Source organism: Xanthomonas sp. NCPPB 3583, assembly GCF_041475715.2.
In the GTDB taxonomy this organism is placed as follows: domain Bacteria; phylum Pseudomonadota; class Gammaproteobacteria; order Xanthomonadales; family Xanthomonadaceae; genus Xanthomonas; species Xanthomonas euvesicatoria.
This window is the reverse complement of sequence record NZ_CM191263.1, coordinates 1,395,868-1,410,202: the sequence shown is the minus strand read 5'-3', so window position 1 is coordinate 1,410,202 and position 14,335 is coordinate 1,395,868. Positions and strand designations below refer to the sequence as shown.

Sequence of the window (14,335 nt, the reverse complement as noted above, 5' to 3'; positions counted from 1 at the left end):
GGTTCCAGGACGGCCCGGCAGGCACAGTGTGCGCATCCTAACCGAGGCCGGCCAAACGCGACCGCTATCGCCGGTACGGCCTTCCAACCGGTTGCGCTTCGGCAGCCGCGCATGGCGATGCCTGCGCTGCGATGCGCGATCACGCAGGCTCGGCTCCGACAAATTTCCGACCCACTTGCCAGATAGTGTCTGCCCGCATTTACTCAGGGCGTGCGCGTGTCGCCTGCCATCGCTGCCTCCTTATCCCGCCAGCGTGCACTGCTGGCCGCGCTGCTGTTGATCGTCGTCAGCTTGCTGGCCGGGCTGGGCATGCGCCAACCCAATCCGCCGGACGAGCCGCGCTTCGTGCTGGCCGCGCGCACCATGGTCGAGACCGGCCAGTGGCTGCTGCCGCACCGTGGCAGCGAGTTGTATGCAGAAAAACCGCCGGTCTTCATGTGGCTGCAGGCGGCCACCTACGAACTGGTACCGCACTGGCCGGTGGCCTTCGTGCTGCCGTCGCTGCTGGCCGCGCTGGCCACGTTGTGGCTGACCTGGGATATCGCGCGCCGGCTCTGGACGCGGCGCGTGGCGGCCCACGCGGTGCTGGCCTTGTTCACGGTGCTGCAGTTCGGCCTGATGGCCAAGCGTGCGCAGATCGATATGGTGCTGGTGGCGCTGACCACCCTGTCGTTGTGGGGACTGCTGCGGCACCTGCTGCGCGGGCCGGACTGGCGCGCCTGGACGCTGGGCCTGTTTGCTGCCGGCGTCGGCACGGTGACCAAGGGCGTCGGTTTTCTGCCGCTGCTGGTTTTGCTGCCGTGGATGGCGCTGCGGCGTACGCATTGGCGCGTATTGCCGGCGCGCGCGCTGGCAGGACGCAGCTGGGCACTGGTGCTGCCGGCGTTCGTGGCCGGTACGGCGGTGTGGCTGGGGCCGCTGGGCATCGCGCTGTGGCACAGCGACGACCCGCAGCTGCATGCCTATGCGCACGAGCTGTTGTTCAAGCAGACCGGCACGCGCTACGCGCACGCCTGGCATCACGTCAAACCGTTCTGGTACTACCTGCAGGTGATCGCCACCTTGTGGCTGCCCGGATGCCTGTTGTTGCCGTGGCTGCTGCCGGCCTGGTGGCGGCGACTGCGCCGCGGCGACCCGCGCTATGTGCTGCTGCTGGCCTGGAGCGTGCTGGTGCTGCTGTTCTTCAGCGCCAGCCCGGGCAAACGCGAGGTCTATATCTTCCCGATGCTGCCGGCACTGTGCATTGCCGCGGCGCCGTTGCTGGCGGGGTTGTTGCGCCGGCGCGGCGTGCGGGCGCTGCTGACCGGGTATGTGCTGCTGCTTGCCGTCGCCGGCCTGGCGCTGGGCGGCGGCATTGCGTTGCATCTGCACTGGGCCGAGAACACCGCAGTCAAGCGCGGCATGGAGCTTGCCTCGCTGCAGCCGGTGGGTTTCTGGTTGATCGGCCTGGGCGTGGTCGGCCTGGCGGCGAGTGCATGGTCGCGCGGTAAACGCGCGGGCACCGCGTTGGTGGTGATGACCGCCGCGCTGTGGACGGTGTTCGGCCTGGGGTTGATGCCGGCGCTGGATCCTTATAGTTCGTCCTCACGTCTGATGCAGCGCGTGGGCCAGCGCATCGGCCCGGACGCGCAGCTGGGCATGCTGGCCTGGCGCGAGCAGAACCTGCTGCAGGCCGATCGCCCGGTGACCGATTTCGGCTTCAAGGCGAGCTGGCAGGACCAATGGGCCAAGGCCGGCCCGTGGCTTGCGCAAGCGCCGCACACTCGCTGGCTGTTCGTGCTCAAGCAGGCGGTGCCGGCATGTATCGATCCGGCGCAACGCATCGATATCGGCGAGTCCAATCGCAATCAATGGCAGTTGCTGCCCGGCACGGCGTGGCATGCCGGTTGCATCACCGCTGCGTCCGACGCCGAACAAACCGGTAGCGAAGGCGATGCAGACTGAACGCTTGGTGTCGGGTTAACGGCCGGGCAACCCCGGTCCGACCGCTTTCCGACATCCGGGTTTCGAAGATGTCGGGCATTGACACAGGCCGCCATCTCGATGACAACGCTTCCCATCCGTGCGCCGACCGTGGCGCATACCGCCAGCGGCGTGGAGACGCACTTCCTCGTGCGCCATCTGTGGCTGCCCCTGGCCTGCGTCCTGTTGGCGAGCGCGCTGCTGATGGGCGCCGGTGGCGACCAATGGATCGCCGATGCGCTGTATCGGTTGGAAGGCGGCCACTGGTTACTCAAGGACCACTGGTTCACCAGCGGCGTGATCCACCGCGTGGGTAAATGGTTGAGCACGGCAGCCGGAGTCGGCGTGCTGGTGCTGGCCATCGTTGCGTGGTGCAGGCCGCGCCTGAAGGTGTTGCGCTGGCCGCTGACCTACCTGGCCGCTTCCGTCGCGCTGTCGACCTCGCTGGTGTCGCTGCTCAAGTCGTGGACGGCGATGGATTGCCCATGGGATCTGAGCCGCTATGGCGGTACGCAAGCGATGATCGGGCTATTCGAATCGCGCCACGGCATCGCCGCGTCCGGGTGTTTTCCTGCCGGCCATGCCAGTGCCGGTTATGCGTGGGTGGCACTGTATTTTTGTGCGCTGGCGCTCCGTCCTGCATGGCGGTTTGCAGGTTTGTTCATAGGCTTGGCAGCAGGTCTCATTTTCGGTGTTGCGCAACAATTGCGCGGCGCGCATTTTCTCTCGCATGACCTGTGGTCGCTGGCGGTGTGCTGGGTGAGCGCACTGGCGCTGTACTGCGTGATGCTGCAACGGCCGCGTCGCGCGCTTGGATTGGTGTTGCTCTCGGGGGATGCAGCATGAGTACCTGGTTGCCGGAACCGCGCAGGCGTGGTGGCCTGCGCGCGCTGACGTGGAGTACGCGGCCGACGGTGTCGACCGAAGCGTTGGTGCTGCTGTCGAGCCTGTTTTTTGCGTTGGTGTGCAATCAGTTGTTCTGGCGCACGGCCATGGCCACGCATCCGGGCAGCATCGGGTTTGCGATCTCGTTGATGGCGCTGTTGGTGGCTGTGCATGCGCTGCTCCTGGGCATCCTGGTCTGGCGCTGGAATGCAAAGCCGCTGCTGACGCTCTTGCTGTTCACCACCGCGCTGGCCGCGCACTACATGGACAGCTACAACGTCTATCTGGATGCGGACATGCTGCGCAACGTGCTGCATACCGATCACAAGGAATCGCGCGAGTTGCTCACGCCGGGCCTGATCCTGCCGCTGGTGTGCTACTTCCTGATTCCGACTGCATTGCTGTGGCGCACACGTTTGCGCGCACGCAGTGCGGGCAAGGCGGTGCTGGTGCGATCGGGCTTCCTGCTGGTGGTGGCGGTGGTGGGCGCTGCTGGCGCCATGCTCTCGTCGCAGGATATTTCCGCACTGATGCGCAATCACCGCGAAGTGCGTTATTTGGCCACGCCGATCAATTACATCGTGGCATTGCGGCAAAACCTCAAATCCGAATCGCCGATCAAGCGTGCTCCCAAACAGCCGATCGAACACGACGCCATGGCCACGCCGCGCGCGCCGGGCAGCCGCCCGCGCTTGTTGCTGGTGGTGCTGGGGGAAACCGCACGCGCGCAGAACTGGGGACTCAACGGCTATGCCAGACAGACCACGCCGGAGCTGGCACAGGCAGGGGTGATCAACTTCCCCGACATGCATTCGTGCGGGACCAGCACCGAAGTCTCGGTGCCCTGCATGTTCTCGCCCTACGGGCGTCGCGACTACAACGAAGACATGATTCGTGGCCATCAGTCGTTCCTGCATGTGCTGGAACATGCCGGCATTTCGACGCTGTGGCGCGACAATCAGTCCGGCTGCAAGGGCGTGTGCGACGGGTTGGAGATCCAGAAGCTGGACGATGCCACCACACCGGGCCTGTGCGCCGATGGCCGCTGCATGGACGAGATCCTGTTGAGCGACCTGGCTGCGCAGGTGCGCGCAAAGCCTGGCGACCGCGTGGTGGTGCTGCACCAACTGGGCAGCCATGGCCCGAGCTACTTCGAACGGTACCCGGCGCAGTTCGAACGCTTCAAGCCGGTGTGCAAGACCGCGGATCTGGGCAGCTGCGGCCGCCAGGACATCGTCAACGCCTACGATAATTCGATCCTGTACACCGACCATTTCCTCAATCAGGCCATCCACGCGCTGCGTGGCCTGCCGGACTACGACACGGCGATGATCTATCTCTCCGATCACGGCGAATCGCTTGGCGAAAAAGGCCTGTACCTGCATGGCGTTCCGTATGCCATCGCGCCCAAGGAGCAGACCCATGTGCCGATGGTGATGTGGTTCTCGCCGGAGTTCGCGCGCGATCGCGGCCTGGATGAAGCCTGCCTGCGCCACCGTGCAGGGCAATATACCGATCAGGATGCGCTGTTCCCGTCCGTGCTTGGGTTGATGCAGGTCAAGACCAGCGTCTATGCGCCCGAGCGCGACCTGTTCGCCAAGTGCACCGGCACCACGCTGCGCTGATCGCCAACGCCTGCGTCTGCCCGCGCCGCACATCGCATGCGTGGCGTGCGTTGCCCCTTGCCCTGAACCCCGGCGCGCTCTAGCCTTCGCCGGACTTCACTGCAAGGACCACCCGTGAATCCTCGTTTGCTGTTGCTGGCGTTGGCTGTGGCTGCCGGCACCCTGAGCTTGTCGGCCTGCCGCCGGGATGCGGCACCACCGGACACACCTGTGGCGAGCAAGACCGCGCTGGCCGAAAGCGCCGACCAGTTCGTTGCGCGCATCAGCGCCGAATACAAGGCGGCCTATCCGGAAATCACTGCGGCGCAGTGGCTGTCGTCGACCTACATCAACGGCGATTCGCAGTTGCTGGCGGCCAAGGCCAACGAACGCTCGCTGGCGCAGCTGGACCGGTGGATCGAACAATCCAAGCAGTACGCCGGCACACCGATGTCGGCCGACAGTGCGCGTGCGCTGCAATTGCTGAAATTGATGAGTGCCCTGCCCGCACCGCGCGACCCGGCCAAGCTGGCCGAACTCACCCGCATCGCCGCCAAGATGGAAGGCGATTACGGCGCGGGCAGCTACTGCGTGGGCGAAGGCGAGCAGCGCCGCTGCCGCCAGCTCGGCGAGTTGGAGCAAGTGCTGGCCAGCAGCCGCGACTACAACGAACAACTCGACGCCTGGCAGGGCTGGCACAGCACTGCGCAGCCCATGCGCAAGGACTACCAACGCTTCGTCGAACTGGCCAACGAGGGCGCACGCGGGCTGGGTTTCGCCGACGTCGGGGTGCTATGGCGCAGCGGCTACGACATGCCGCCGGCGCAACTGGCCAGCGAAACCGACCGTCTGTGGGAACAGGTCAAACCGTTGTATGCGCAGCTGCAGTGCTATGCGCGCGGCAAACTCGATACGCAATACGGCAAGGACAAGGGCGAGGTCGCCGGCGGCCTGTTGCCGGCACACCTGATGGGCAATATGTGGCAGCAGGACTGGAGCAACCTGTGGGATCTGCTGCAGCCCTACCCTGGCGCCGGTGATCTGGACATCACCTCCGCGCTGGAAAAGCAGTACCAAGGCAACCTCAGCGCAGTGCTGGCGCGCAACACCGGCGGCGATGGTGGCGCGGCCGCACGCTTCAACGCCGAACGCGAGGCGCAGCTGCGTACCGCCAAGCAGATGACCGAACGCGCGCAGGAGTTCTACACATCGCTGGGCATGCCCAAGCTGCCGGACACGTATTGGCAGCGCTCGCAGTTCATCAAGCCGCTGGACCGCGATGTGGTGTGCCACGCCAGCGCCTGGGACATGAACATGGGCGGCGAGCCGAACCAGAACATCGGCGCGGACGTGCGCACCAAGATGTGCATCAAGCCGACCGAAGAAGACTTCACCACCATCTACCACGAGCTGGGCCACATCTATTACGACCTGGCTTATAACCCGTTGCCGCCGCTGTTTCAGAACGGCGCCAACGATGGCTTCCACGAAGCGATCGGCGACACCATCGTGCTGGCGATGACGCCCAAGTACCTGCAGTCGATCGGCATGGTGGGCGAGCAACAGACCGGCCGCGAGTCGTTGATCAATTCGCAGATGCGCATGGCCCTGAGCAAGGTGGCGTTCCTGCCGTTCGGTTTGATGATCGACCGCTGGCGCTGGGGCGTGTTCGACGGCTCCATCACGCCCGAGCATTACAACCAGGCCTGGTGGGAACTGAAAGCCAAGTACCAGGGCGTGGCGCCGGTCGGCACGCGCGGCGAAGAATTCTTCGACCCTGGCGCCAAGTACCACGTGCCGGGCAACACGCCGTACACGCGCTATTTCCTGGCGCATATCCTGCAATTCCAATTCTACAAAGGCCTGTGCCAGGCTGCCGGCCATCAGGGGCCGCTGTACGAATGCAGCTTCTACGGCAACAAGGACGCCGGGCAGAAGTTCTGGTCGATGCTGCAGCGTGGTTCCAGCCAACCCTGGCAGACCACACTCAAGGAACTCACCGGCAACGACAAACTCGATGCCGGCCCGATGCTGGAATACTTCGCGCCGATGAGCGAATGGCTCAAGCAGCAGAATCAAGGGCAGATGTGCGGGTGGCAGGCAACGGCCGCCGCTCCGGCAACCACGACGACTGCGCCTGCGACGGCGCGCTGATGACGCATGGCAAAGGAAAGCGTCGACCACCGGCCAACCGTCGCTTCGGCAGATTGCTCAGGCGCAGCGCTCTCTGACAGCGAGGTGTTGCGTCGATGATCGGTCAGCGTTGCACGCGGTGGTTGCTGGTCAGTATGACGGCAGGTGGGTGCATCGCAGCGTTGGCGGTGCTGTTGTCGCTGGCGTGGCACCTGACGATTGCTTATTGCTGGCAGTGGCCGGGATTGATCGGCTCGCAACACAGCGCGCAGCTGCCAGCGTTTCCCGCCTGCATGGCGCGGTGGCATCCTGCCACTGATCAAACCGTGATCGCGATGAGCATGCTCATCGCTTTGGCGACCTGCGGCAGGCTGCTGCACCATCTACTTCGGCATCGTCCACCCGCTGTTGCGCGTCCAGTGACACGCCCTGACTGACACCCAACGCTGTCGTGGACAGCAGACGTGTCAGGCAGTGCGTCTAGCAGCGCTTGTTCCAGCAGGATCAGTTGAGCTTGGTGCCGCCCTGCAACCGTTCGCTCAACCTGGTCTTGAACTGCTCGAACTCCATGCCGTCGGCACGGGCTTCGGCGTGCGCGGCGTCCTTGAGGGCGTCCGAGTAGGTCAGCCGCACGGGGGTGCCCTGGCGTTCGTGCAACTCGGCCGCGCGCATGATCAGCGCCAGCACCTGGGCGGCGCTGGTGCTTTCGCCGGCGATGCGGCCATCCATGCCCAGCACCCATTCACCGTCGCGGCGGACGATGCCGGCCAACAGGGTGCGTTGCTGGTCGCGGAGTTCGGCATGCGGTTCGATCGGGGACACCGGCGCGGGATTGGCGGCGGCCTGGTTGCGCTGGCGCTCGGCGGCGCGCTTGCGGGCATCACGGCGCAACTTGGAATCGGTGGACATGCAGGCTCCTGTGAGGTCAGAGGTGGTCGGCCGGCTCCAGAGGCACTGCCTCGGTGGCCTGGCGGTGCCGTAGACGGCGGCCGCTGCGGCGCTCCCAGCGCCAGAATAGCCAGCCCAGCAAGAAAAAGCCGGTCATGCCGATCGCCAGATGCCGCGGATGCTCACTCAGCAGCGGCGACAGCACCCCGGCCACCACCGTATTGGTCATCAACTGCGTGAAGGCCTGCAGCGAAGAGGCCAGGCCGCGCTGCTGCGGGTACATGTCCAGCACCGCCAGCGCCAGGATCGGGAAGATCAGCGCCATGCCCACGCCGGCCAGGAAGATCGGCAGCACCGCCCACGGCAGCGCGATCTGCGCCACCGCAAAGGTGTAGGCCAGATTGGCCAGCGCCGCCGCCCCGCAGCAGATGAAGCCGATGCGGATCTGCCGCACCGGCTGCATGCGCCCGGCCATGCGCCCGGACAGGAACGAGCCCAGCGTCATGCCGCCGATGGTGGGAATGAACAGCCAGGCGAAATCGCCTTCGCCCAGCTTCAGGTGCTGCATGATCAACACCGGCGCCGACGCGATGTACAGGAAGATGCCGGCGAAGTTGAACGAACCGGCCGCGGCCAGGCGCTGGAAGCGCGGGTTGAAGCCGATGCGCACGTAATCCTGCAACAGGCGTTTGAACTGCAGCGGCGTGCGCGCCTCCACGGGGTGGGTCTCGTGAAGCCAGGTCAGGGTTGCGATGAGCAGCACCAGGCCGAACACCACCAGGAACCAGAAGATCAACGGCCAGCCGGCGCCACTGAGCAGGATCCAGCCGCCGATGATCGGCGCGATGGCCGGCGCAATCCCGAAGATCATCGACACCTGGCTCATCAGCCGTTGTGCGTCCGGGCCATGGAACAGGTCGCGGATCACCGCCCGCCCGACGATCATGCCCACGCCGGCCGACAGGCCCTGCAGCGCGCGGAATGCCAGCAGTGTGGGCAAGTCTTGCGACAGCGCACAGCCGATCGAGCCGGCGACAAACAAGGCCAGCCCGCCCAGGATCACCCGCTTGCGGCCCCAGGCATCGGACAACGGCCCGTGCGCGATGCTCATCAGGCCATACGCCAGCAGATAGACGCTGATGGTCTGCTGGATCGCCACCTGGTCCACCGCCAGGCTGCGGCCAAGCTGCGAGAACGCCGGGAAGATGGTGTCGATCGAAAACGGGCCGAACATCGCCAGCCCGGCCAGCAGCAGCGCCATGCGACGGGTGGAGGGAACAGCAGAAGTCATGCGCAACGGTACCCGGAGGACTCCCCACGCGCAGGCACCGGCAGCGGTGGTCAGGCCAACGAGCGCAGCGGCAGGCATGGGGCAAAGAAGCCGACACTTTACGCCAACTGCCACCGCATGCGGCCAGCGATGGAGCGCATGCGCGGCACGCAGGCACATAAATCGCAGCCGCGTCCGCTTCGTCCTAGCACGGCATCGTCATCCTGCCCAGCCGAGCGGCTGCGCACCCGCCAATGACGGCGCCGGCAGTGCTCGGCGCCAGCGGCCAACGGCAGCGATCAGTCGGCTGCGGCGGAGCGCTCCTGCAGCCGCTGCCAATCGGCGATCGGCTGATCGCTCACCACTCGGCCCTGCTGCAGGGTAATGACGCGCGCGGCCATGGCCACGGTTTCGCACCGATGCGCCACGATGATCCGGGTGACCTGCATTGCCTGGATGGCGCGATTGACGCGCCGCTCGTTCATGACGTCCAGATGGCTGGTCGCCTCGTCCAGCACCAGGATGCGTGGCGACCTGTACAGCGCGCGTGCCAGCAAGACGCGTTGCCGCTGCCCGCCCGACAACCCGGTACCCGCCTCGCTCAACAACGAGGCGTAGCCTAGCGGCATCTGCTCCACCTCCTGGTGCACGCCGGCGATGCGCGCGCAACGTTCGACCTGCGCCTGATTCGGCTCCGGGTCGAAGAAACTGATGTTTTCGCTGACCGATCCAGTGAACAGCAGATCGTCCTGCATCACCGTGCCGACGATGGCGCGATAGGGCGTCAGCGCCGTCTCGCTCAGCGGGCGCCCGCCGATCTTTACGTGTCCGGCGCTGGGTTTCAGCAGCCCGAGGATCACTTTGACCAAGGTGGTCTTGCCGCACCCTGACGCGCCGGTGATGGCCACGCATTCCCCGCTGGCGATGCGCACGCTGACGTCTTCGAGCACGGCCGGGGTATCGTCGGCATAGCGGAAGCCGATGCCGCACAGTTCGATGGTGGTGTCGTTCCAGGCAGGCGCATCGATGCGCTGATCGGCGGCCTCCTCGCGCGGCTGGTGGACGATGTCGGCCACCCGCTCCAGATGGACGCGCAACAGGCGGAACTCCACCAGCCGATCGATCAGCTCTGACAAGCGCATGGCGAACTGCTCGCGATAGGCCATGAATGCCAACAGCATGCCCAGCGAAAGCTCTGCGCGCAGGATCGCGAACGCGGCGAGCCAGATCACCAGCACCCGCTCGCATCCGAACAGCAGGCGCTTGAGTGACGACTGCCAGACCTCGCCCTGCGCCAGGCGCAGTTGTGCATTGGTCTGTTCGGCCAGCAGATGGGTCCAGTCCATGCGCCGCACCTGCTGGCGCCCGAACAGCCGCACGCCCTGGATGCCGCGCACGCTCTCCAGCAGGTGGGTGTGCTGGCGCGCGTCCCACAACAACTGCTCGGCGGCAGCTTCGCGCATCCTCCGCAGCCACAGCCAGCGTGTCGCCGCGTACAGCGTTACCGCCAGCAGCGTGATCGCGCTGAGGCCGACGCTGTAGACCAGCATCAGGCCGAGGGTGCCGATCACCAGCACGCCATCGACCAGGGTCTGGGTGAATCCGGTCGTCAAGGTGCGTTGCACCTGCACGATCGAGGCGAATCGCGACTGGATTCCGCCGAGGTGACGCTTCTCGAAATACGCCAACGGGAGCGCGAGCAGGTGCGCAAACACCTGCCCCATCCATTGAAAACCCAGCTGTGCCGACACGCTGGCGATCAGCCATCCGCGCAGCAGGGCGATGCAGGATTGCAGGACCACCAGCAACAGGAACCCGGCGCCAAGGACATGGATCAACCCGATGTCGGCCGACGGCACCGCCTGATCGACGATCCACTGCAGTTGGAACGGCATTCCCAGGCTGAGTACCTCGAGCGCGAATGCCAACGCAAGCACCTGCCAGACCGCCCGTCCAAGCCCGTGGACACGACCGATCAACGAGGACAACGCCACTGCCGGCGCCGCAGCTTGCGGACGGAAGTCGGCGGCCGGGCTGAGTTCCAGCGCGATCCCGGAGAAATGCCGGGAGAATTCGCCCGGCGTCAGGCTCCGCGGCCCGCTGGCCGGATCGTGGATCTGCAGACGACGGGTGCCCACCCGCTTGAGCACGACGAAATGATTGAGATCCCAATGCACGACGCAGGGCAGCTGCAACTCCGGCAGCGCGTCCATTTCCAGCCGCAACGCGCGCGCCTGCAGACCGAGCGCCTGCGCGATCGCGACCAGATTGGCCAGGTTGGTGCCCTGTCGCGATAGCAGGAAGCGGCGGCGCAGTTCGGCCAGGCCGATGTGGCAACCGTGATAGTGGGCGATCATGGCCATGGCCGCCAATCCGCATTCGCCGACTTGCCCCTGCAGGATCATCGGCAATCCACGCACGCCGGACGCTCGGCGCAACTGCGCCCACCAGCGGCTCATCGCAGCGTGCCGTGCAAACTGGACAGCGGCTCGAATGCCCACTGCGAGAAGCGCCGCCATTCCAATGCCAGCGTGCCCTGCACGCGCATACCCGGTCGCAGGACCGCCGTGCGTCCTGCACGCAGCGCGGCATCCCCGGCCAGGTGCACCCGCACGCGGTACAACGGCTCGCTTACCGAGACCGAGTCGACACGCGGCGGTTCGGGCGCGACGGCGATCTCGACCACCTGCCCGGCGAACTGACCGTAGTGCTGGTAGGGCAAGGCATCGAAGCGCAGTTGCACCGGCATGCCGGGGCCGATCAGCCCGGCGGCCCTGGAGGGCGCATACAACACGACCTCGGTCGCCATCGACGTCGGCAGCAGATCGGCCAGGCGTTGCCCCTGCGCGACCGCCTGCCCGCGCTGCAGCGGTCGCAGCGCCACACGCCCGGCACGCGGCGCGCGCACTTCCCAACGCGACGCGGCCGCCTGCTCGATCGCCGCACGCCGGTCCTCCTGCAGGCCGGCACCGGCCATCGCCAATTGTTGGCGCAAGTTCGACGGTAACTGCTGCACCTCGGCCTTGGCCTGCGCAAGCGCATCGGCCAAGGCCATGCGCTCGCGCTGCAGCTCCAGGGTATGCGCGCGTTGGTCGAGCACGTCGGCCTGTTTCTCATCGACGAATTGCTGGCTGACCAGGCCGCGCGTCAACGCGGTACGGTAACGTTGCTCGATCGATTGGGTCAGTTGCTGCCGATGGCGCAGCAAGTCCAGCTCGGCGTCGATCTGCTGCAAGCGGTCGCGCAGGCCGGCCAGCGCCCGCGCAGCCGCCTGCTGCTGCACGCGCCCCTGGGCACGCAACTGCGCCATCGCCTCGACGGCCAGGCGCTGCTGTTCGGCCAGCACCACAGCAGCGCGCTGGGTCGGCCGCCCGCGATCGTCGCGATGTTCGGCCGACAACACGAACAGCAGCTGGCCCGCAGCGACGCGCTGGCCCTGCACGGCGCCGACCTGCACCACCACGCCCGACTGCGGTGTGGTGACGGAGATCAGTCCGCCCGCCGGGACGACCGTGCCATACAAGGTCTCGCTGCGCGCGAAGCCCAGGCGGAAGAATCCGACCAGCAGCAGGATCACGGTCGTCATCAGCAGGCCTACGCACCAACGTAGCGCGCCATGCTGGCGCAGCACCACCGGCCCGAGCCGACTGCGCTGCCGGTAGTCCACCGCCTCGCGTCGAAACAGGGTCGTCATCCGCCGGCGGCCGCCGACGCCGGCCCGTGCTGGCCGCCTGCTCGGCAGTGCCGCCGCGTCGCCGTGCGCTGCCACGCCACGCGCCTGCTCATACCAGCAGGGCTCCATGCGAGGGCCCGCGTTCCCAGAAGGCCAGCTCCTGCAACCGCTCGAACAGCGCCGGCGGCAACACGCTGCGCCGGGGGACATACTGCACCCCGCGACGGACGCGATGCAGGCCCGGCATCTGCAACGCGGCATCGAAGCGTTCGGCCTCGGCCTGGACACCAGCATAGTCGTGCGCGAACGCCGGCAGTTGCAGGAAGGCGTAGACCTGCTCCATCGCCTGCGCCGGCCGCTGCGCCAGCGTTTCGTAGCGCAACAGCAGCAGTCGATCGGCATGTTCGCCGTAGAACGCCTGGCGCAGCCCGTCCAGTGCATAGCCCACCACGCCGCGCGGTGCGGTCAGCAGGTCCGCGCGCATCGAGACCGAGTCTTCCGGGTCGTAGCCGAACACCGCCGACAAGCGCAGCGGCTGGGTCTGCGCCAGGCGCTCGAAGCTATCGACGACCCAGCCAACATCGCGAACGCAACAGATGACACGGCTGTGCGGGAACAGCGTCGCCAGCCCTGTCAGGCGGCTGCACCAGGCGCGATTGGTGTCGAACACCGTGCCCAGACCCTGGCGATCCTGGTAATAGGCGTCGAAGACCGAACGCAGCAGCCGCACCCGCTGTGCGTCGTCGATCTGCACGTTGGAGGGATGTTCCTCGCTCATGCCCATCAGCATCGCCGCGTACAGTCGCGCCACCGGCGAGGTGACATCGGCGTGCACATGCGGGTTCTGTCGCAGCAACGCGGCCAGCAATGACGAGCCCGCCCGCGGCAGCCCGGAAATGAAATGGTAGTTCACCTCGCGCCTCCCCCTGTCCGATGCTGGTCGGCGGCGGCATGCCGGCCAGACGCATCGCCAGCCAAGCCTGCATCGCGTGCCACTGCACACGCGGACACGCTGCGCAAAGGCGCTGCGCTTTGCGAATGCCAGCGATCCGACCGGGCGGTCGGGAGCGCTTGCCGTGACCGGCATCACATCGGCACGTGCCGGCACGGACCTGGCGGATGCGACGTTCGTTACCGCGCACACAGCGTCGTGCGCCGGCCCTGGGTCGCAACGGCACCCGCGCACGCTGGATCGCATGGTGCTGTCCCCGGCTCTGCGGTCCAGCGACCACTGTCGCCTCACCGGCCAACGGGCAGATGGCCGAGGCGGTCACGCAGTCGTCCCTTCGGGCGGCGTGACGCTGCGTACGAAGGGAAAACCCGTGAGGACGTCAACATGAATCTGTCGAAAAAATCGCCAACCAATGGTGCGCAAGCGCTGCAGCGGCCCGCCGGGGCCAAGGGCCAGCTGGAGCCCCTGGACCAGCGTCTGTGGAAGCATGTCGGCGGTGGGGACTATCCCCCGCCGGGCGCCAATACCAAGCACGATCCGCCGCCCAAGAACGGGCACCACTGATCCGCCTGCGCGGGCAGTCGCGAGCGGGCGCTGCCGTTGCCGGACCACCCGGTAGCGGAGAACAGCAGCCGCTCAAACCCCGGAGGCCGGACGAGGCGACTCGCCCGGCCTTTGGCATTTCATGGCGCCGAAAAGCGTTTCGCCAAGCGGCTGGGCGCTGGCTATACTAGCCAGGCAACACGGTGGGAGAAGCGGCACTGCCGCTGCCGAAGGCGCAACAGCCCGTAATCGCTCAGGCCCGATACCATCCGCAGTACAACTCTGGAGAGACCGGCCGATGCCGGCGCCGAAGGGGCACGAAACGCAGGCAGGCCGCGGGCCAGGCCGCGTTTTTAAACTCTCAGGCAAAAGGACAGAGGGGCGCGAGGAAGACCGCTGCTGCGGCGGGTCGTGGTGCGCGCATG

At 66.5% G+C, this 14,335-nt stretch carries 10 protein-coding genes and 1 riboswitch; of the genes, 5 read left to right on the top strand and 5 right to left on the bottom strand.

Features of this window, described 5'->3' with window-relative positions; all coding sequences use genetic code 11:
• Positions 1-210: 210 nt before the first annotated feature.
• The 4 genes from ACCQ07_RS06310 (at position 211) to ACCQ07_RS06295 (ending at position 6,605) form a co-directional block, all read left to right on the top strand.
• On the top strand, positions 211-1,944 hold the full coding sequence (locus tag ACCQ07_RS06310) for an ArnT family glycosyltransferase (protein WP_218505344.1): 1,734 nt from the start codon (positions 211-213) through the stop codon (positions 1,942-1,944).
• 99 nt (positions 1,945-2,043) lie between these two features.
• The gene (locus tag ACCQ07_RS06305; RefSeq protein WP_029818899.1) at positions 2,044-2,808 is read left to right on the top strand and encodes a phosphatase PAP2 family protein; all 765 of its coding nucleotides are present in this window, start codon (positions 2,044-2,046) and stop codon (positions 2,806-2,808) included.
• Complete coding sequence (locus ACCQ07_RS06300) at positions 2,805-4,472, top strand: phosphoethanolamine transferase (RefSeq protein ID WP_014089619.1); 1,668 nt, start codon at positions 2,805-2,807, stop codon at positions 4,470-4,472. Before ACCQ07_RS06305 ends, ACCQ07_RS06300 begins: the two co-directional genes overlap by 4 nt.
• A gap of 114 nt (positions 4,473-4,586) precedes the next feature.
• Positions 4,587-6,605 carry a M2 family metallopeptidase gene (locus ACCQ07_RS06295; RefSeq protein WP_122272207.1) on the top strand — a complete coding sequence of 673 codons (2,019 nt, stop codon included), beginning with the start codon at positions 4,587-4,589 and terminating at the stop codon, positions 6,603-6,605.
• Positions 6,606-7,088: 483 nt separating this feature from the next.
• Here ACCQ07_RS06295 and ACCQ07_RS06290 read toward each other — a convergent pair whose 3' ends face one another.
• The 5 genes from ACCQ07_RS06290 to raxST form a co-directional block, all read right to left on the bottom strand.
• Positions 7,089-7,493: a hypothetical protein gene (locus ACCQ07_RS06290; protein ID WP_003484384.1), complete on the bottom strand. Its 405-nt coding sequence runs from the start codon at positions 7,491-7,493 to the stop codon at positions 7,089-7,091.
• Positions 7,494-7,509: 16 nt separating this feature from the next.
• Positions 7,510-8,763, bottom strand: coding sequence for a multidrug effflux MFS transporter (locus ACCQ07_RS06285; RefSeq protein ID WP_372363911.1), 1,254 nt, complete (start codon positions 8,761-8,763; stop codon positions 7,510-7,512).
• A 278-nt stretch (positions 8,764-9,041) separates the two neighbouring features.
• On the bottom strand, positions 9,042-11,201 hold the full coding sequence (gene raxB, locus ACCQ07_RS06280) for a peptidase domain-containing ABC transporter RaxB (protein ID WP_071118098.1): 2,160 nt from the start codon (positions 11,199-11,201) through the stop codon (positions 9,042-9,044).
• Positions 11,198-12,544, bottom strand: coding sequence for an HlyD family secretion protein (locus ACCQ07_RS06275; protein WP_372363910.1), 1,347 nt, complete (start codon positions 12,542-12,544; stop codon positions 11,198-11,200). The genes raxB and ACCQ07_RS06275 overlap by 4 nt, the downstream gene beginning before the upstream one ends.
• A complete protein-coding gene (gene raxST / locus ACCQ07_RS06270; protein WP_136733060.1) occupies positions 12,525-13,328 on the bottom strand; it encodes a RiPP modification sulfotransferase RaxST in 804 nt (267 codons plus the stop codon). Before raxST ends, ACCQ07_RS06275 begins: the two co-directional genes overlap by 20 nt.
• 423 nt (positions 13,329-13,751) lie before the next feature.
• Here raxST and raxX point away from each other — a divergent pair, with 423 nt between their 5' ends.
• Positions 13,752-13,931 carry a RaxX family RiPP gene (raxX, locus tag ACCQ07_RS06265; protein ID WP_014089614.1) on the top strand — a complete coding sequence of 60 codons (180 nt, stop codon included), beginning with the start codon at positions 13,752-13,754 and terminating at the stop codon, positions 13,929-13,931.
• Positions 13,932-14,182: 251 nt separating this feature from the next.
• A riboswitch (glycine riboswitch) is annotated at positions 14,183-14,297 on the top strand.
• Positions 14,298-14,335: the final 38 nt, after the last annotated feature.

Coding starts and splice junctions, on each gene's coding strand:
- ACCQ07_RS06305 (WP_029818899.1), top strand. CDS start 2,044: ATGACAACGCTTCCCATCCGTGCGCCGACCGTGGCGCATACCGCCAGC.
- ACCQ07_RS06300 (WP_014089619.1), top strand. CDS start 2,805: ATGAGTACCTGGTTGCCGGAACCGCGCAGGCGTGGTGGCCTGCGCGCG.
- ACCQ07_RS06290 (WP_003484384.1), bottom strand. CDS start 7,493: ATGTCCACCGATTCCAAGTTGCGCCGTGATGCCCGCAAGCGCGCCGCC.
- ACCQ07_RS06285 (WP_372363911.1), bottom strand. CDS start 8,763: ATGACTTCTGCTGTTCCCTCCACCCGTCGCATGGCGCTGCTGCTGGCC.
- raxB (WP_071118098.1), bottom strand. CDS start 11,201: ATGAGCCGCTGGTGGGCGCAGTTGCGCCGAGCGTCCGGCGTGCGTGGA.
- ACCQ07_RS06275 (WP_372363910.1), bottom strand. CDS start 12,544: ATGGAGCCCTGCTGGTATGAGCAGGCGCGTGGCGTGGCAGCGCACGGC.
- raxX (WP_014089614.1), top strand. CDS start 13,752: ATGAATCTGTCGAAAAAATCGCCAACCAATGGTGCGCAAGCGCTGCAG.